At 46.1% G+C, this 17,043-nt stretch carries 22 protein-coding genes and 3 pseudogenes; 19 read left to right on the top strand and 6 right to left on the bottom strand.

What is annotated here, in order from left to right; all coding sequences use genetic code 11:
* The first annotated feature begins 77 nt into the window (after positions 1 to 77).
* The 4 genes from J2X61_RS29590 (at position 78) to J2X61_RS29575 (ending at position 2,761) form a co-directional block, all read left to right on the top strand.
* Positions 78 to 545, top strand: coding sequence for a GNAT family N-acetyltransferase (locus tag J2X61_RS29590; protein ID WP_310193198.1), 468 nt, complete (start codon positions 78 to 80; stop codon positions 543 to 545).
* Between the two features lie 177 nt (positions 546 to 722).
* On the top strand, positions 723 to 1,787 hold the full coding sequence (gene mreB, locus J2X61_RS29585) for a rod shape-determining protein (protein WP_274471503.1): 1,065 nt from the start codon (positions 723 to 725) through the stop codon (positions 1,785 to 1,787).
* Positions 1,788 to 1,801: 14 nt separating this feature from the next.
* On the top strand, positions 1,802 to 2,191 hold the full coding sequence (locus J2X61_RS29580; protein WP_310193194.1) for a hypothetical protein: 390 nt from the start codon (positions 1,802 to 1,804) through the stop codon (positions 2,189 to 2,191).
* Positions 2,192 to 2,224: 33 nt separating this feature from the next.
* On the top strand, positions 2,225 to 2,761 hold the full coding sequence (locus tag J2X61_RS29575; protein ID WP_310193288.1) for a GNAT family N-acetyltransferase: 537 nt from the start codon (positions 2,225 to 2,227) through the stop codon (positions 2,759 to 2,761).
* 255 nt (positions 2,762 to 3,016) lie between these two features.
* Here the strand turns inward: J2X61_RS29575 and J2X61_RS29570 are convergent, their stop codons facing one another.
* From J2X61_RS29570 to J2X61_RS29560, 3 genes are read right to left on the bottom strand one after another with little or no spacing between them, the layout of a single operon-like run.
* Positions 3,017 to 3,328 carry a hypothetical protein gene (locus J2X61_RS29570; protein ID WP_274471506.1) on the bottom strand — a complete coding sequence of 104 codons (312 nt, stop codon included), beginning with the start codon at positions 3,326 to 3,328 and terminating at the stop codon, positions 3,017 to 3,019.
* Positions 3,329 to 3,347: 19 nt separating this feature from the next.
* The gene (locus J2X61_RS29565; RefSeq protein WP_274471508.1) at positions 3,348 to 3,566 is read right to left on the bottom strand and encodes a hypothetical protein; all 219 of its coding nucleotides are present in this window, start codon (positions 3,564 to 3,566) and stop codon (positions 3,348 to 3,350) included.
* A 48-nt stretch (positions 3,567 to 3,614) separates the two neighbouring features.
* Positions 3,615 to 3,806 (bottom strand): YgaP family membrane protein, encoded by a 192-nt coding sequence (locus J2X61_RS29560; protein ID WP_274471509.1) that lies wholly within the window; start codon positions 3,804 to 3,806, stop codon positions 3,615 to 3,617.
* Positions 3,807 to 3,949: 143 nt separating this feature from the next.
* Here J2X61_RS29560 and J2X61_RS29555 point away from each other — a divergent pair, with 143 nt between their 5' ends.
* From J2X61_RS29555 to J2X61_RS29510, 10 genes and pseudogenes are all read left to right on the top strand, one after another.
* Positions 3,950 to 4,264 (top strand): rhodanese-like domain-containing protein, encoded by a 315-nt coding sequence (locus tag J2X61_RS29555; RefSeq protein ID WP_310193190.1) that lies wholly within the window; start codon positions 3,950 to 3,952, stop codon positions 4,262 to 4,264.
* Between the two features lie 20 nt (positions 4,265 to 4,284).
* Positions 4,285 to 4,413 (top strand): annotated as a pseudogene (locus tag J2X61_RS36505) (sulfurtransferase TusA family protein); the annotation flags it as partial.
* Between the two features lie 188 nt (positions 4,414 to 4,601).
* A pseudogene (locus J2X61_RS29545) lies at positions 4,602 to 5,004 on the top strand (DsrE/DsrF/DrsH-like family protein).
* Positions 5,001 to 5,645 (top strand): annotated as a pseudogene (locus J2X61_RS29540) (rhodanese-like domain-containing protein); the annotation flags it as partial. The pseudogenes J2X61_RS29545 and J2X61_RS29540, both read left to right, overlap by 4 nt.
* A gap of 34 nt (positions 5,646 to 5,679) precedes the next feature.
* Complete coding sequence (locus J2X61_RS29535; RefSeq protein WP_310193284.1) at positions 5,680 to 5,946, top strand: metal-sensitive transcriptional regulator; 267 nt, start codon at positions 5,680 to 5,682, stop codon at positions 5,944 to 5,946.
* A gap of 21 nt (positions 5,947 to 5,967) precedes the next feature.
* A complete protein-coding gene (locus J2X61_RS29530; RefSeq protein ID WP_310193187.1) occupies positions 5,968 to 6,354 on the top strand; it encodes a rhodanese-like domain-containing protein in 387 nt (128 codons plus the stop codon).
* Between the two features lie 97 nt (positions 6,355 to 6,451).
* Positions 6,452 to 6,751 carry an ArsR/SmtB family transcription factor gene (locus tag J2X61_RS29525; protein ID WP_274471516.1) on the top strand — a complete coding sequence of 100 codons (300 nt, stop codon included), beginning with the start codon at positions 6,452 to 6,454 and terminating at the stop codon, positions 6,749 to 6,751.
* A 315-nt stretch (positions 6,752 to 7,066) separates the two neighbouring features.
* Positions 7,067 to 8,233: an iron-containing alcohol dehydrogenase gene (locus tag J2X61_RS29520; protein ID WP_274471517.1), complete on the top strand. Its 1,167-nt coding sequence runs from the start codon at positions 7,067 to 7,069 to the stop codon at positions 8,231 to 8,233.
* 358 nt (positions 8,234 to 8,591) lie between these two features.
* Complete coding sequence (locus J2X61_RS29515) at positions 8,592 to 8,792, top strand: DUF6199 family natural product biosynthesis protein (RefSeq protein ID WP_274471518.1); 201 nt, start codon at positions 8,592 to 8,594, stop codon at positions 8,790 to 8,792.
* Between the two features lie 104 nt (positions 8,793 to 8,896).
* Complete coding sequence (locus J2X61_RS29510) at positions 8,897 to 9,664, top strand: SDR family oxidoreductase (protein ID WP_310193282.1); 768 nt, start codon at positions 8,897 to 8,899, stop codon at positions 9,662 to 9,664.
* A 12-nt stretch (positions 9,665 to 9,676) separates the two neighbouring features.
* On the opposite strand, the gene J2X61_RS29505 is transcribed toward J2X61_RS29510, so the two are convergent.
* Positions 9,677 to 10,069 (bottom strand): PaaI family thioesterase, encoded by a 393-nt coding sequence (locus tag J2X61_RS29505; RefSeq protein WP_310193280.1) that lies wholly within the window; start codon positions 10,067 to 10,069, stop codon positions 9,677 to 9,679.
* Between the two features lie 228 nt (positions 10,070 to 10,297).
* Between J2X61_RS29505 and J2X61_RS29500 the strand changes: the two genes are divergently transcribed.
* The gene (locus J2X61_RS29500; RefSeq protein ID WP_274471519.1) at positions 10,298 to 10,441 is read left to right on the top strand and encodes a hypothetical protein; all 144 of its coding nucleotides are present in this window, start codon (positions 10,298 to 10,300) and stop codon (positions 10,439 to 10,441) included.
* A 110-nt stretch (positions 10,442 to 10,551) separates the two neighbouring features.
* A complete protein-coding gene (locus J2X61_RS29495) occupies positions 10,552 to 11,373 on the top strand; it encodes a transporter substrate-binding domain-containing protein (RefSeq protein WP_274471520.1) in 822 nt (273 codons plus the stop codon).
* A gap of 86 nt (positions 11,374 to 11,459) precedes the next feature.
* Here the strand turns inward: J2X61_RS29495 and J2X61_RS29490 are convergent, their stop codons facing one another.
* Entirely contained in the window at positions 11,460 to 11,891 is a 432-nt protein-coding gene (locus tag J2X61_RS29490; RefSeq protein WP_274471521.1) for a hypothetical protein, read from the bottom strand.
* A gap of 208 nt (positions 11,892 to 12,099) precedes the next feature.
* A complete protein-coding gene (locus J2X61_RS29485) occupies positions 12,100 to 12,561 on the bottom strand; it encodes a GNAT family N-acetyltransferase (RefSeq protein ID WP_274471523.1) in 462 nt (153 codons plus the stop codon).
* A gap of 478 nt (positions 12,562 to 13,039) precedes the next feature.
* Between J2X61_RS29485 and nirB the strand changes: the two genes are divergently transcribed.
* From nirB to J2X61_RS29470, 3 genes are read left to right on the top strand one after another with little or no spacing between them, the layout of a single operon-like run.
* A complete protein-coding gene (gene nirB / locus J2X61_RS29480) occupies positions 13,040 to 15,472 on the top strand; it encodes a nitrite reductase large subunit NirB (RefSeq protein ID WP_310193180.1) in 2,433 nt (810 codons plus the stop codon).
* A gap of 15 nt (positions 15,473 to 15,487) precedes the next feature.
* Complete coding sequence (nirD, locus tag J2X61_RS29475) at positions 15,488 to 15,823, top strand: nitrite reductase small subunit NirD (RefSeq protein WP_274471525.1); 336 nt, start codon at positions 15,488 to 15,490, stop codon at positions 15,821 to 15,823.
* Positions 15,824 to 15,842: 19 nt separating this feature from the next.
* The gene (locus J2X61_RS29470; RefSeq protein ID WP_274471527.1) at positions 15,843 to 17,018 is read left to right on the top strand and encodes an MFS transporter; all 1,176 of its coding nucleotides are present in this window, start codon (positions 15,843 to 15,845) and stop codon (positions 17,016 to 17,018) included.
* The last annotated feature ends 25 nt before the right edge of the window (positions 17,019 to 17,043 follow it).

Below are 17,043 nucleotides of genomic sequence, written 5' to 3'. Positions count from 1 at the left end.
GGGATTTTCCTATTTACACGGGAACAAACGTTTGGTATTATGGATATATCCACTCACTTTGACGGGGTGATGAAGTTATGACGATTGAAATAAGGGAAGCTCGTCTTGATGAGGCCGAGGTGGTCCATCACACGATTCGCGCGGCGTTCGCAGAGTATGAAGGCAAGCTGAATCCGCCTTCCGGCGCCCTGCGGGAAACTCCGCAAGATCTTATAGCGAATATGGAACGAGGCGGCGGCTCGGTGTTAGCCTGGGAAGAGGATACGGCACTCGGATCGGCAACCTACCGATTCTCGGATCCATATATGTATATCGGACGAGTTGCTGTTTGCCCTGGAGCCCGAGGCAAGGGAGTATGCAAACTCATGCTGCGTTATCTCGAGGAGAAAGCAAGACTCCAGGAAGTGTTCGAAGCAAGAGTAGGCGTCAGGCTCTCCATTCCGGCCAATATTGCCATGTATCAGAGGCTGGGATACGAGACGATTGAGCATCAATTTTACCCGGATCGGACGGACAGTTGGTATGTGATGAGTAAGAAATTGTGAAGGTTTTGTCGAAAGGATTCATCTCAAATCGAGATGGATTTCGGCGATAGTTTCGGTTATACCCCCGCAGAATGCCCTTCGGATGCGAACAAGTATACAGATGCAGTTTAGTCATAATCATTTAAATAAACACGCTACTAGGCGCATCGTCTACAAAACAGCGAGAAGGAGCGAGTCATGTTAAAGAGATTGGAAGAACTGTTTGGTGTCGATTTAGGCACCTGTAATACACTGATTTATCAGCAGAAGAAGGGAATCGTTCTGCAGGAGCCGTCTGTCGTTGCCATCCAAACGGATACAGGGGAAATCAAAGCTTTTGGCCAGGAAGCCTATGACATGATTGGGAGAACACCGGCGAATGTTGAAGTTATCTACCCGCTTAAGGATGGCGTAATTGCAAATTTCGATATGACCTTAGCAATGCTTAAATATTTCATCGGCAAAATCAGACGCGGCTACAACTGGTTCCGAAGCTTTCACGTCTTGATTTCCGTTCCTTGCGGAATTACGAATGTGCAGAAGCGGGCTGTCGAGGAAATGATTGTACATAAAGGCGCACGCCGCTCTACGACCGTAGAAGAGCCGCTGGCTGCAGCGATGGGTGCCGGATTACCCGTTGCCGAGCCGATCGGCAGCATGGTTCTGGATATTGGCGGCGGGACGAGTCAAGTGGCCATCATCTCGCTTGGCGGCATTGTCGTCAGCGAAGCGATACGGCGCGGCGGGATGTCCATCGATCAAGACATCATTGAGTACGTCAAGCGAACGTACAATATGGTGATTGGCGAACGAACCGCCGAGGAAATCAAGAAGAATGTCGCTATCGTCGTACAGCCCGTAAGGGAAGTGACGATGGATATTCGCGGCCGCGACCTCATGGAAGGCTTACCGCGCAGCATCACCATTTCATCCAGTGAAATCTATGAGATTTTGGATGATTTCATGCATGCCATCGTGGAATGCATTCGACTGGCGATGGAGAAGTGTCCGCCGGAGCTGGCCGGCGATGTGATGGAGCAGGGCATCCTGCTGTGCGGCGGCGGCGCGCTTCTGGAAGGATTGGACAAGCGTCTGCAGCAGGAGCTGGGCGTTCCCGTCTTTCTTGCCGAACAACCGATGGCTTGTATTGCCCAAGGAACGGGGAAAATGCTAAACTTCAATGGGGCGATCATTGACCGGACTGCCAAATGGACGGCAGAGTCCGCCAAGATATTGACGGAGGGTCAAGAAAGCGTCCAATAAAGGAGGCTTTAGCATTGAAATTTAGAGCGGTATCCGAACAAACGAGAATGAATTATATGATGTGGAGCATCAAAAAGGAAATACAGAAAGAGAATGCGTTTCTGAATTCCCTGCCTTATGACCCGACGCCGATCCTTGAGGTTGTGAACGCACATCTCGATGCATGGGATCCTCTTCAGTTATTGGCAATGGATGGCCCGGAAGATGAGTATGAAGGCGAAGCGCGCAGTATTACGATTTATATTGCCAAGCATTTGACGAATTTGAATGAGCAGCTGCTTTCCCAAGGCATTCGTCAAGTTTTCACGAAATCCTTTGGCGATGAGTTTCAAGAACATGAAACGTCGGCGGACGTTGCAGCTTCTGTTTTACGCGCTCTTCGATCTTTACATATTGTACAATAACGACGACTAACATTAGGAGTGAACGATTTGTCTATGAGAGAGGACTCCTTGCAAATAAAGATTGAACCTTGGTCTGATCTTCATCTTGATTTATTACGACGTTTGAACGCTCCTGAAATGCTGGATCATCTTGGCGGGATTGAAACGGAGGAGCAGGTCCTTAAGCGGCACAACCGCTATGCCCAGCTTGGCAGTACTGGCAAGGGGTGCATGTTCAGTATCGTCCTGCTTCCCGAAGGTGTGTACGTTGGGAATGTCGGATACTGGGAACGCGATTGGCAAGGGGAGATCGTATACGAAACGGGTTGGGGCGTTCTTCCCGAATATCAGGGAAGAGGTATCGCCGCTGCAGCTTCGGCTGCGGCAGTCGCACACGCTGCTGCGGAAGGGAAACATCGATACATACATGCGTATCCGTCGTATGATAATCCCGCCTCCAATGCAATCTGCCGCAAACTCGGCTTCTCGTTCCTGGGCGAAAGTGCGTTCGAATATCCGCCGGGTAACGTTATGCGTTGCAACGATTGGCGGCTGGACTTAGCGGCAATTCGCGAAGAGGGAAAGGCTTGAGATCTCGATGAGGTCTCAAGCTTTTTTTCTTCCCGGAATTGACGGAACATGTTTGGATTTGTCGGGTGACAAGGACCTTATCTCATTTCCGATTTTGACAAAGGGTTCCCGATGGAAGCCAGGGAGGAGTTTTCTCCAAATGACTAATTGATTAGGCGCGGGTCAAAGAACGAAAGTGAAAGTTTTAAAGTGTAAAATTAAAATGCCTTTACACCATCTCTTGGAGAGGTATTTAGGCATTTTTTATGAAAAATTTTATGACAAGATATTCATTGACCCAATATGCTGTTTGGTTTCCTTAGTTCCAAGTTCATTTATTAAGGCATACGCTTCTTTTAGATAATAATCATATCCATCGTTTGATTCATCATTATGATAAGCAATGCCTAATGCCAAGGCTGTTTGTATTGCTGATGCTTGATCGAAATTTTCCAATTCTTCAAATACTTCTTTCAGTCGATCTATATCATCCGGTGTAGCATCAATTTCTAGCTCGTACGAGGCATCACCTTGACTTTCCATAATTGTGCCTGATTGTACTGAGACATAATATCTTTTTTTATCCATATTTAGAACGAACCACCTTTTAGGTATTAGTTAACATGAAAAAACCTATGACAACTATGGCAATTAGAATAATTGAAGCATATGCTATGAATCCTGGATTAGCTAATACTCTATGCTTGTATGTCGCAGCACTCATAGTTTTATCAATCTCACGATTTTGTTGTTTTTTTGCAAGAATGAATGAAAGGATCAAAGCAATTATTAATACTCCAGAGCCAATAATATAAAGAAAATACATACCACAGTTCTCCCTTTTTTAAGGTTCAAATCAATGTATAATTTCGTATTACTTACTGAGTTCTTTGCAATTGGATATTCCCAAAGCCGCATTTAGTGGACAATAGCGAGTCACTCCCGTAACAATTGGCGCTATGCCAATTAATCCCCACCATTTTTTATAATATGCCCCTGCAAGAACAATAGCCGATCCAATTCCTATTCTTAGAACTTGCTCCCTATCCCCAACGTTACACTTCATATTATCACCCCATAAATTCTCTAATGGTTTGCTTTTATTAACACATTGAATAGGATGCCCTTTCCGAGCTTCATAATGATTTGTAATTTCAGGGGTGACGTAATCGAAATCCATACGGGTATAGGTATAAGGAGGCTAGAAAAATGTCAAACGACGAAAATTGGCAGCAAATATTACCATTTGAGGCAAAAGACTTGATGAACAAAAAGGAAGTTGAATTTGTGGATGTCCGAGAACAAGATGAATACGATGCTGGACACATCCCCAAAATCACGCATATTCCATTAAGCCAATTTGCTGAAAGAGTAAGTGAATTGGATAAAGATAAAGAATTAGTAATGGTTTGCAGAAGCGGAAATCGAAGTGCTCAAACTTGTAATTACTTACACTCATTAGGATACCTTAAAGTGAAAAATTTATTTGGTGGGATGAATAATTGGGTTGGAGAAATCGAATAAGGAGGCGTTAGTTAATGGCGATAAAAGTGGATAAAGTGTTGGATGCAAAAGGTCTTGCCTGCCCGATGCCCATCGTAAGGACGAAGAAAGCTCTTGAAGAACTTAAAGCTGGTCAAGTGCTTGAAGTTCAAGCAACAGACTAGGTTCACTAGCAGATATTCAAAGTGGGGCCAAAACAACTGGTCACCAGTATTTAGGTTCTAATCAAGACGGAGACATACTTCATCATCTTGTACGGAAATCAGACTCTACAGAAGTCAAAGTAGAACGTAATATCTGGAATGTCCGAATGGAAAGGTTCCATTGAGAAGGACAACAAATAAGGAGGAAATTAGTTATGAGTAGAAAAGTAGCGATTATTGCGGCAAATGGTGGTTTGTTTGACGTTTATAAAGTATTCAATATTGCAACTGCAGCCGCGGCAACGGATGCCAATGTAACAATCTTCTTACCTTTGAGGGTTTGAATTTAATTCACAAAGAAGCCCATAAACAACTACCCCTTCCTACTGGAAAAGAACATTTCCAAGAAGGATTTACTAAAGCCAACGTCCCGTCCATTGAAGAACTGATTGGAATGGCAAAAGAAATGGGAGTGCGATTTATTGCTTGCCAAAGACAATGGATGTTATCGGACTAGAAAAAGAACATTTTGTTGAGGGAACAGAGGTTGGCGGTGCAGCAACATTCTTAGATTTTGCATTTGATGCTGACGTATCTCTAGAGGAGGAACCCTTATGACAACCGTTGGACTAAAGGGAATTACTGCAGGGGAATTAACTAAAAAAGTCCTTAATAATAAGGATTTGTTTATCTTGGATGTGCGGAATGACAGTGATTTTAATGATTGGAAGATTGAAGGTCATCATATTGAGATTATCAATGTTCCTTACTTTGACCTTATTGACGGTGTAGATGCCGTTTTAGATAAAATTCCTGATGATAAAGAAGTATTGGTTGTTTGTGCAAAAGAAGGTTCATCCGTATTTGTAGCAGAGCAGTTGGTTGAACGAGGAAAACATAATATTGCTTACCTAATTGGAGATATGAAGGCTTGGAGTGAGCATTTGGAGCCAGTAAAAGTTGGTGATTTAAAAGACGGAGGCTCCATTTACCAATTCGTGCGCATTGGCAAAGGTTGTCTATAATATATGGTAGTCTCCAACGGTGAGGCTGCCGTTATTGAAACATTGCGAATGACAGAAGTATTTGAGAAATTTGCAAAAGAGCATAATGCGGTTATTAAGCACACACTTGATACCCATCTTCACGCTGATCATATTTCTCAACTTACAGGTGCCAAGTATTGGCTTCCACCAAAAGACGAAAATGAAGTGGTTTTTAACTATAACAAGCTCGATGAAAATGCGGAGATTACTGTATAGGTATTTCACAAATGGAAGGGTGTCGATGGAAATGGGATACAATTACAATGATGATATGAAGAGACGCTTGAAACGAATTGAAGGTCAGGTTCGTGGAGTTCTACGATTAATGGATGAAGAAAAACAGTGTAAAGAAGTTATTGCTCAACTTACGGCAATCCGAAATGCAGCTGATAAGGCAATTGCTCAAATTGTAGCAGAAAATCTTCAACAATGTATTGTCGAAGCGCAAGAATCTGGCGAGGATTCAAATAAGCTTGTTCAAGAGGCCATCGAATTACTAGTCAAAAGCCGTTAATCGTAAGGAGAATGTATGACTATGGATTCATCTAATTGGGGTTTAATTATTATTATAGTGCTGATTTCTTTGTTTTTCTTTGTTCGATTAGCGCCATTGAAGGGGCTAAAAAACTTAAATGCAAATGACTTTCAAAAGGCTATTGAGAGCAGTTCAAATAAAATATTGATTGATGTTAGGGAAAAAACTGAATTCAAGAATGGATATATTCCAAACGCAGTGAACATCCCATTATCCGAACTAAAGGGAAGAATTAACGACATACCTAAAAATAAGGATGTATTCCTGTATTGCCAAAGTGGAATGAGAAGTAAACAGGCGGCTTCAATCTTAAAGAAGAATGGTTTTGCTGAACTAAACCAGCTGCAAGGCGGTATCCTTTCTTGGAGAGGGAAAATCAAGAAATAAGAGTTCCGAGATCATGCTTTTCTGATTTATGGATATCCTATATCAAATTCGAATTAATGATTTGACATATTGCAAATTTATAATATATAATATCGACATGACCAACCCAATTGAGATTTTTAAGGCACTCTCCAATGAAGCGCGTATTCAGATTTTGGAATGGCTGAAAGATCCAACAACCCATTTTTCTCCCCAGGAAGGGGCTGATCTTCTTACAGTTGGGGTATGTGTAAGTCAAATTACCGAAAAATTAAAAATGAATCAGTCTACGGCCTCCCAATATCTCTCCATGCTTCAAAGAGCAGGACTGGTCCATGCAACACGGTTAGGGAAATGGACGTACTACAGAAGGAATGAAGATGCGATTAAAGAAATAGGGCAATTCCTTCAAAAATAACTTAGCTAGGAAACAGAACTGAATTCAATTAGAATTCAGTTTTCCTAAAAAGCATTATATCGATACTTTGCAATATGTAAATTTTTTTTATTTAAACATATCGACATTTCTAAATATTTGTATATGAATTAAAGGAGGTGAGTTGTGATTGTTAAAATGTAATTGCAGAACCGCCGGTTATGACTTGCAAACTACTAAGATGTTTATTTGTTAAACATGACAGTTCCGCATTTTTGGTATAACTCTGACGCTTTGATTAAAGAAATACTATGAATTTTTAAATAAAATAATTTTTATGGAGAGAGGTAAACGAATATGGAAAACTTTGAATTTCAAAACCCGACTAAGCTTTTATTTGGAAAAGGTCAAGTTAGCAGCTTGAAAAAAGAAATTCCTGCCTATGGAAAACGCATCTTGTTAGTGTACGGTGGCGGCAGTATTAAAAAAAATGAACTTTACGATAAAGTAATCAGTGAACTGAAAGAAATTGACGCCTATGTCATTGAGCTAGCTGGAGTTGAGCCGAATCCACGACTTACGACCGTTAAAAAAGGAATTAGCCTCATCAGAGAAAATAAGCTGGATTTTATTCTTGCAGTTGGCGGCGGTAGCGTCATCGATTGTGCTAAAGCAATTGCCGCGGGTGTGCCATACGATGGCGACGTATGGGATATCGTGACCAGTAAGGTGAAGGCTCCGTCTAATTCAACACCGATTGGCACAGTTATAACAATAGCGGGAACGGGTTCAGAGATGAACGGAAATTCCGTCATTACGAATTGGGAAACGAATACGAAAGCTTTTTTCAATTCCAGCTATGTGCTACCCAGATTCAGTGTTCTAGATCCAGAGCTTACAGTCTCTGTACCTCGGGAGCAAACGGTGTATGGCACCGTTGATATGATGTCCCATGTCTTCGAACAGTATTTTCATGGTTCGAGCAATGCACCTCTTCAGGAAAGGATCGGTGAAGCCATTCTTCGTACCGTTATCGAGACGGCGCCTAAACTTGTGAACGATTTAAACAACTACGACTACCGTGAAGTCATGTTATTAAATGGAACCTTGGCGTTAAACGGGTTAACTGGAATGGGTGTCAATCCGGATTGGGCGACGCACCTTATCGAACATGCCGTATCGGCTGTCCATGACATACCACATGGTGGGGGAATCGCGATAATTGCACCGCATTGGATGGAACATGTCGCAGCCATGCGGCCAGAGAAAGTCGCACAGCTAGGTGTTCGGGTATTCGATTTAGACCCGATAGGAAAAACGGATGCTCAATTGGCTAAAGAAGCGATCCAGTCTCTCAGGGATTTCTGGGCATCCATTGGAGCTCCTACGAAGCTATCGGACTATGGAATAGATGATCAGGAAATTGAGTTGATGACGGAAAGAGCTATGCTCGCCGAACAAATTGGTAACTATGTTCCTCTTACAAAAGAAGACGTCAGAAAGATATTGAGAAATTCTTTATAATGTATTATTAAGAGGGGCTGTCTCGGTGAGAGACAGCCCTTTTTGCAGTCAACTTGAAATGAATCGATTTAGTGAAATCGAAAAGCGTCGAAGGCTGACGGCAAACGGACCTGCTCTATATTTCATTAACCGAATTTTTAAAAGAGTTAAATCAAGTAATAAGACGCGGCTGCTGACATGGATCGGCAGCCGCGTTATACTGAGTGGCAACTTAATTTTAGTGCTCTATGTCAGCCCAATAACCAGAGCACAACTCGCCGCGCTGTGCTCCGGTATCGTTAAGTTTAGCAATTCGTTTCGTAACTTTTCCTAAGTACAGATGTATGAAAGTAAAAGACTGTTAGGAGGTTGAAACGTAATGGGCTTTCTCGGCATTTTTCTTGTTATTTGCGGATTGTTGATGCTATTCAAGCCTTCAATGATTTGGAATGTTACGGAAAGTTGGAAATCCAACGATGCGACAGAGCCTTCTAGTTTGTATGTATGGTCAACTCGCTTTGGTGGCGTGATGGTTACAATGGTAGGGTTGGCGTGTTTAATGGTGAAATGGGTTTTATAAATTGTAGTGAAGAGTCACAGAATAAAGTTCTTGTCATCCGACCAATAAATATTCGGTTATAATGATACAATGTTGGCTAAAAAGAAGAGGTAGAGGTGATTGGATTGCGTAAAGTTGCGGCTGTAACAGGCGGCGGACAAGGCATTGGGAGAGCCATCGCGGTTGCCTTTGCCCGGGAAGGGTATGGCATTTCCATTGCGGATGTTCATGAAGAGGCCGGGATGGAAACACTTGAGCTTCTGCGTCCTTATACGAATGACGCGAAATATATGAAAGTTGACGTGGCGAACGAGGCGGAAGTAAGTCAATGGATGCAGCGCACAGCTTCGGATTTAGGCGGCATCGATGTATTGGTTAATAATGCCGGAATTATGCATAACGCGGATGTATTGGATCTAACCGCCGAACAATTCAACCGGGTTATTTCCGTTAATTTGGGAGGCGCTTTCCTCTGCTCTCAAGCTGCTGCACGCCTCATGAAAGAGCAGAAGAGGGGAGGCGCAATCATAAACCTATCATCCACAAGGGCTGTGATGTCGGAACCCAACACCGAAGCGTACTCCGCCTCCAAAGGCGGGATCTCCGCGCTGACCCATGCGATGGCGATAAGTTTAGGCGGCTATGGTATTCGCGTCAATGCAATTTCTCCCGGTTGGATAGAAGTCAGAGATTGGCATTATAACTCGCCCAAGGGCAGTATCGTTCATTCCGAGACAGATAAAAGCCAGCATCCTGTTGGCCGGGTAGGCAAGCCGGAAGACATTGCTGCCGCTTGCCTCTATTTAGCCAGCGAGCAGGCAGGCTTCATTACTGGTCAGAATTTGACCATCGACGGCGGGATGACAGTGAAAATGATATACGACGAAGAATAGCGGGCTGTTGGCTTATCTTTTCTCTACAATGGCAACCGTACACCGTGAAATGCAGATGAGCTGATCGCTCTCGTCGGTGATGCGAATGTCCCAGACCATCGTTCTTCGGCCTATATGAATCGGGGTGGCGGTAGCCGTGACCATCCCGTCCCGCTTGCTCCTAAGATGGTTGGCGTTAATTTCGAGGCCGACAGCGGCGTATTTATTTTTCTCGGCAATATTGATTTCCGAGGCAATGGAAGCGGCGGTTTCGGCCAAAAGCACGGAAGCGCCGCCATGCAAAATGCCCGCCGGTTGATGGGTGGACGGTCCGACCGCCATGGACATGACGACGCGATCGGCTGAAAGTTCAACGAAATCAATGCCCAGCGCATGAATGGCAGTATCCTGGCTGCGTGATTTCATAAAGGCGATGAATGAATCTCTGTCCATGCCGTAAGCTTTGTAGATGTCCTCAGCGACAATCATGGAATATCCTCCTCCGGTGTTGGTATGCTTCCTAATTCTACTATACGTACTTGTTGCTCATGGTTAGAAGTTGAAGTTAGAGTCTTTCCCCGCCAAATGGACAGGTATGAATAACCAGTATGAATTAGGAAAACCTATCCCCAACTGAATAAGGAGGTGGGCAGGATGCAGGATGAAATTGATCGCACATGGAGCACTCAACGGGAAATAACGGCACGAACAGCGGAAACAGAGAATGATCAAGATTATGATTTGATTCGGGCCTACGCCGATCAATTAAATGGCGAATTGGATAGCCCGGAAGAATAACATCATCTAGTTATTGTTCCAGCTTATCGCTATACGTCGTGTTATAGCTGCATAACCTCTCATCGATTAACAAATAATACCGTTGATATGATAAGGGGGGTATATAATCGATGAGTGTTGGAAATCGAGCCAAGCGCGGCATGACGCTGATGATCGCGCTATTGGTCATGATGACCGGCTCCGCGTGCGGAAATAACAAAACGATTAAAGTCGGCATCGAGCAAAACTTTCGCCCGTTCACGTACATGGAGGCAGGGGAGAAAAAGGGCTTCGAGGTGGAATTATGGCAAGCCATTGCGAAGAAAGCGGATATCAAGTACGAGCTCGTCCCCATGGAACATGGTGAATTGATCAAGAGCGTCAAGTCCGGTGATGTCGATTTGGCTATTGCCGGGATGACGGTAAGCAATGCACGTAAAAATAACTTCGACTATTCGAGTCCCTATTTTCAAACAGGATTAGTCATTCTCACTTCCAAGGATAACGGTGTGATTAAAGGGAAAGACGACTTGGCTCAGAAAGTTGTTGCGACCAAGAATGGCTCTACCGCTTACAATTACGCCGGTGAAATTCAAGGGGCCAAAATCAGGAGTTATTCCAATATTGCCGATGTGTATAACGAATTGAAGAACAATACCGTTGACGCAGCCATATTCGATGAGCGGAATGCGACCGACTTTCTTAAAGACAAGGCGCAAGGACAAGTGAAGAAGGTTGGAGAGGCGTTCAATAAAGAACGGTATGCGGTCGTGGCGAAGAAGCGGAATAAATACATTGGCAAAGTCAACAAAGGCATCGAAGCGATCGGTAAAGACGGGACGTATGAAGCCGTGTACACGAAGTGGTTCGGCAGCAAGCCTGAGCAGATGCCGGATAAAATAAAGAAGGATCTGGAGTATGAAATCCAGCACGAAACAGTAGGCCGCAAATAATGCGGCCTATTTTTCTTTCACCTGACAGAAGAAGAACAAATCGTTGAAAGGAGTCAGCGCTCGTCCCTATCAACTTTCCCGGTATTTTAAAAGAGGGAGCGATACCTGGAGGGATATCCTCTGCGCCGCCGGGCGAACAATTTCATGAACGCTCTAACGAGCAAGGCACCGATCGACTGTTTGCGCGGTGATACGTGACGTTTGGAACGCGGCGTGTACATGGGTTGTGGCAGAGCGGGCTCGAGCGAGATGGGCAGCATCGCGGTTTCAGGCTCGGTTATGGCAGGCAGTTCGAGGCTGCTTGCAACTTCTTCTCTCGTTTGAAGCAGAATGTCCAACTTGAGCTCATATTCGGCAACTCGTTCGGAGAGTTGAATATTCTCTTGCTTCAGCTTCTTAATCAGCTCATAGAGCAATTTCATAGTGAGCTTCGGTTTTTCGAGTTCGCCTGCAGGCTGATCGGCAGCGGGGGACAGCAGCATCAACAATTCTTCATCGCTGATTCCAATGTGAGCCACTCCTTGTCCACCTTCTTTCATAGATTTCAGATCGATCTTATTCATAGAATAACGCATAGCATGTAAAATGTTGCTCGAAACCCGTTGTCGGATTGTAAACAATCATGATGAAGGATAGAACATCTTAAGCGAAATAAAGAGGCTCTTTCCATCGGTCACGCCGTGACGGATGGAAAAGCCTCTTTATTTGTATAGGGAAGATGCTAGGTTAGGCGAGAACTTTTTCATATAACAGGACATTAAAGCCGTCGATGATCGCGGGACCCTTCTGTTGATAGCCGTTATTGGCGAAAAGCTTCTGGGCGCCCAGCTGATTATTCAGCGTGTCGAGAATGAGGTGGCGGATGCCGAGCTCCTTGGCTTTCGCTTCCAAGCGAGAGAGAATCTGCTGGCCGTAGCCTTTCTGCTGGTAGCTTGGGTGCACGCGAAGCCGTTTGATTTCTGCTTTACCGTTCTCGAGAATCTTAAGGCCTCCCATGGCAAGAATGACGCCGCGGTCATCCATGCCGACTAGAAATTCCCCGCCATTCAGCAAGTATTGTTCAGGAATGTGGAGGATGTCGTGATAATGCTGATGCGTAGGCTCGACATTGGCTTCGGAAATGACGAGTAAATGAATTCTCCATAAATCATCCGTGTCCAGTGCAGAGTATCGGCGAATTGTAATCATAGGAATTCCTCCATTGTTTGAGAGTGTAAAGCGAATCGCTTTCGTTACATGTAATATAAACTAACGTACAAGGTGATAACAAATAACGATTTCTTATAGCTTACCATAAAATTCTATATAATTAAATCGTTCTGCGATATATTTTTCTTGAAGGGCAGGTTGGATTGTGTTAGATTCTTAGTAATTCATGTCAGGAAACATTTCTTGTGGAATGGAAGGGTGACCTTCATGATATTTAATTAATACGAATAATAAATTGAAGATAACGAGTTAATGTTCGTCTTTTATTGGGTGTCTGTACGAATTCACAATGAATATCCAAATTTTTGTTGAAAAGTACAGCGAAGAGAAGTATAGTAGTAACAAGCAATCGTGTCAGAAATCATTACACATAGTTCATTTTTCAACTGCTCTTAGATGTTTTTCAATAATATTAACATGAGATGTTATCTAATCTGAATAAGGGGCGTGTAGCAATATGAAGAAGAAAATTGTACTTGTCGGTAATGGAATGGCTGGAGTCAACTGCCTCGAGCAACTGCTCAAACTTGCCCCGAACCAATATGAGATCACAATCTTTGGTAAAGAACCCTATCCCAACTACAACCGCATTCTGCTTTCATCCGTGCTAGCCGGCGATGCAGATATGAAGGATATTGTCATTAACGATTGGTCCTGGTACGAAGAGAATCATATTACGCTTCATACGGGACATAGTGTCAACAAAATTGACACGTCCCGCAAGCAGGTCAGCACGGATGGCGGAATTACCGTGTCCTACGATGAATTGATCCTTGCCACCGGCTCGCTGCCTTTCATGCTTCCGCTGCCCGGCGCAGACAAGGAAGGCGTTATCGCCTTCCGGGACATCAAGGATTGCGAGGCGATGATGGAAACCGCCAAAACATATAAGAAGGCCGTCGTGATCGGCGGCGGACTTCTCGGACTTGAAGCGGCGCGCGGGCTGCTGAATCTGAACATGGACGTATCGGTCGTTCATATTAACGAGTATTTAATGAATCTGCAGCTGGACCGAACCGCATCGATGCTGCTTCAGCAAGAACTGGAGCAACAAGGCATGAAATTTCTGCTGAAGAAGAACAGCGAGGCTATTTTGGGTAAAAAGCGCGTAACCGGCCTCCGGTTTACCGACGGTACGGAAGTGGAAGCCGATCTGATCGTAATGGCTGTCGGAATTCGCCCGAACGTCGCTCTTGCCAAAGGCGCCGGCATCGAGATCAATCGAGGAATCGTAGTCAACGATTTCATGGAAACGAGCGTTCCGCATATTTATTCCATCGGCGAATGCACGGAACATCGAGGAGTTGCTTATGGCTTGGTCGCACCGCTCTATGAGCAAGGGGCCGTGCTCGCCAAGCGTCTGGCAGGCGTTCGTACCGACGGCTATCAAGGATCGGTCGTCTCGACGAAGCTGAAAGTGTCCGGAGTAGACGTATTCTCCGCCGGTGAATATGCGGATAAACCGGGAACACGGGCGGTGCGCGTTCAAGATGATTTCGAAGGCATCTATAAGAAGGTCGTTATCCGTGACGGCAAAGTCATCGGTGCTGTGTTGTTCGGCGACATTAGCGAAGGCTCCAGGCTGTTCGCGATGATCCGGGGCGGCGAGGACGTGACCGGCAAAGAAAAGACGGTGTTGCTGGGCGAAGCCGGAGGTAAGACGAAGTCGGGCGCAGAGCTGGTTGCGGCCATGAGCGACGATGAAATCGTCTGCGGCTGTAACGGGGTTTCGAAGGGAGCGATTGTGAGTGCCATTCAGGAGAAAGGCTGCTCCAGCGTCAATGATATCAAAGCCTGCACCAAAGCTTCCGCTTCCTGCGGAGGGTGTAAACCCCTTGTCGCCGACGTGCTGACCTATGTCCTCGGCGCCGACGGAGTCCAAACCGTCAAAGAAGGAATCTGCGGCTGTACGACACTTGGTCGCGATGAAGTTGTCGAAGCCATTCGCTCCATGCGGCTGACGACGACCAAGGAAGTGATGAACGTGCTCGAATGGTCGAATACGGAGGGCTGCTCCAAGTGCCGCCCAGCGCTCAACTACTACCTGGGCATGGTATGGCCGGAAGAGCATGAAGACGAGCGAGAATCCCGTTTCGTGAACGAGCGCAATCATGCGAATATCCAGAAAGACGGCACATATTCGGTTGTACCTAGAATGTACGGAGGCGTCACAACACCGCAGGATTTGAAGAAAATCGCGGAAATTGCCGTGAAGTACGAGGTGCCGCTGGTGAAAGTCACAGGGGGCCAGCGCATCGATTTGCTCGGCGTGAAGAAAGAAGATCTCCCGGGCATGTGGGCGGATCTCGATATGCCGTCCGGTTATGCTTACGGCAAATCGCTGCGCACCGTTAAGACGTGCGTAGGCTCGACATTTTGCCGCTTCGGCACGCAGGACGCGATCGGCATGGGCATTCAGCTCGAGAAAAAGTTCGAACGCTTGTATACGCCGGCTAAAGTGAAGATGGCCGTATCCGGATGTCCCCGGAATTGTGCGGAGGCCACCATCAAGGATTTCGGCGTCGTCGCCATCGATGGCGGTTGGGAGCTGCATGTCGGAGGCAACGGCGGAACGAAGCTTCGCGGAACCGACCTGCTGTGCAAAGTGAAAACGGAAGAGGAAGTGTTGGAGTGGTCCGGGGCTTACCTGCAATATTACCGCGAGACAGGCAAGTATAATGAACGAACATCCGAGTGGCTGGAACGTATCGGCTTAGACACGATCAAAGCAGCTTTGGAAAACAAGGCGGATCGAGATGCTTTGAATGCACGCATTAATAAGACGCTAAGCTTAATGAAAGATCCTTGGAAAGAAATTATTGAGCAGCAATCGCTGCGCCAAACGTTCCTGCCGATGGAGGAACAAGCGGCTGAGACGATTTTGAAATAAGAAAGGATGACGTCTATGAAACGGGTACATGTTGGCCATATGTCAGAGATTGCTGTAAAACGCTCGCGCGTGGTTCGTATTGGGACCTTGGAGATCGCCGTGTTCAAACTCTCCGACGGTGTCGTGAAGGCGATCGAGAACCGCTGCCCGCATAAAGCGGGTAAGCTTTCCGAAGGAATCGTTTGCGATCACCATGTGTATTGTCCGCTTCATGACTGGAAGATCGATTTGCATGACGGACTCGTTCAAGCGCCGGATGACGGCTGTGTAACTTCGTTCCAAGTGGAGATCGACGAGGCGAGCGGAGAGATGTATTTGCACATTCCAGAAGAAAGTATTCTGGCATCTTAGCCGGGAATGGATACGTCATATGCGACACAACGGATCTTATCTAGCGCTTGGATTTTCGACATTTGCCATGATGGCTTCCTTCATCATTTGGAGCGTATTTTCGCCGATTGCGGGTCAGATTCAGGAACAATTCCAGCTGAGTACCATACAGAAAAGCTTGCTGATCGCAGCGCCGGTATTGCTAGGCTCAATCCTGCGGATTCCAATGGGGATTTATACGGACCGCTTCGGCGGTAAACGCGTATTCACGATCACGATGCTGTTTCTTGCATTGCCACTGGGAGCGGCCGGTTGGGTGCAGTCGTATGGGTGGCTGCTGCTGTGCGCCGTATTCATCGGGATGGCAGGTACGACGTTCGCGATTTCCTTGACCTATGTCTCCAGATGGTTTCCGCCGGAACGCCAAGGCCTTGTACTTGGGCTAGCCGGGCTCGGGAACCTGGGCGGAGCGGTTGCCAGCTACACGCTGCCCATCGTGTTCAACCGCTTCGGCTTGCCTTGGGTATTCTGGAGCTTAGCGATCATGATCATTGCCGTAGCGGTCGTCTTCCTGCTCGGCGCGAAGGATCTGCCTGCTCCGGCGCAGCCCAAAACATTGAAGCAATCGATGGTCGTTCTTAAAGAACAATCCACGTGGTACTTATCGATATTTTATTTCCTAACGTTCGGCGGCTTCGTAGCATTCGGAGCTTACCTGCCGACATTTCTTAAGGAGCTGTTTGCATTATCCGCCACGGATGCGGGCTTGAAGACAGCGGGCTTTGTCGTTATCGCAACGCTGATTCGCCCCTTGGGGGGCTATATGGCGGACCGCGCCGGTTCACGCAAAGTGCTGGTGTTCGTTTTCACCGGTCTCATCGCCACTTCGCTGACCATGGCCGCATCGCTGCATCAGTTCGCTGCCTTCAGCGCCGGCTGTTTGGCCGCTGCAGCTTTACTGGGTATCGGCAACGGGGCTGTGTTCAAAATGGTGCCGGAGGTATCTACGGGCAACACGGGAGCCGTGACCGGGATTGTCGGTGCCGCCGGCGGCGTTGGCGGATTTTTTCCGCCGATCGTGCTCGGCCTGATTAAAGATTGGACGGGGACGTATACGCTCGGATTCATCCTGCTCATGGTGTTTGCTTTCGTCTGTTTATGGATGAATCTGGCAACCAAACGTCTGGCCTTACATAAACAGAGCACTGCGGCATAACCGCAGTGCGTTCTAAGGATGAATC

This window comes from Bacillus sp. 3255 (assembly GCF_031456485.1).
In the GTDB taxonomy this organism is placed as follows: domain Bacteria; phylum Bacillota; class Bacilli; order Paenibacillales; family NBRC-103111; genus Paenibacillus_E.
This window is presented reverse-complemented; position numbering and strand designations above follow the sequence as displayed.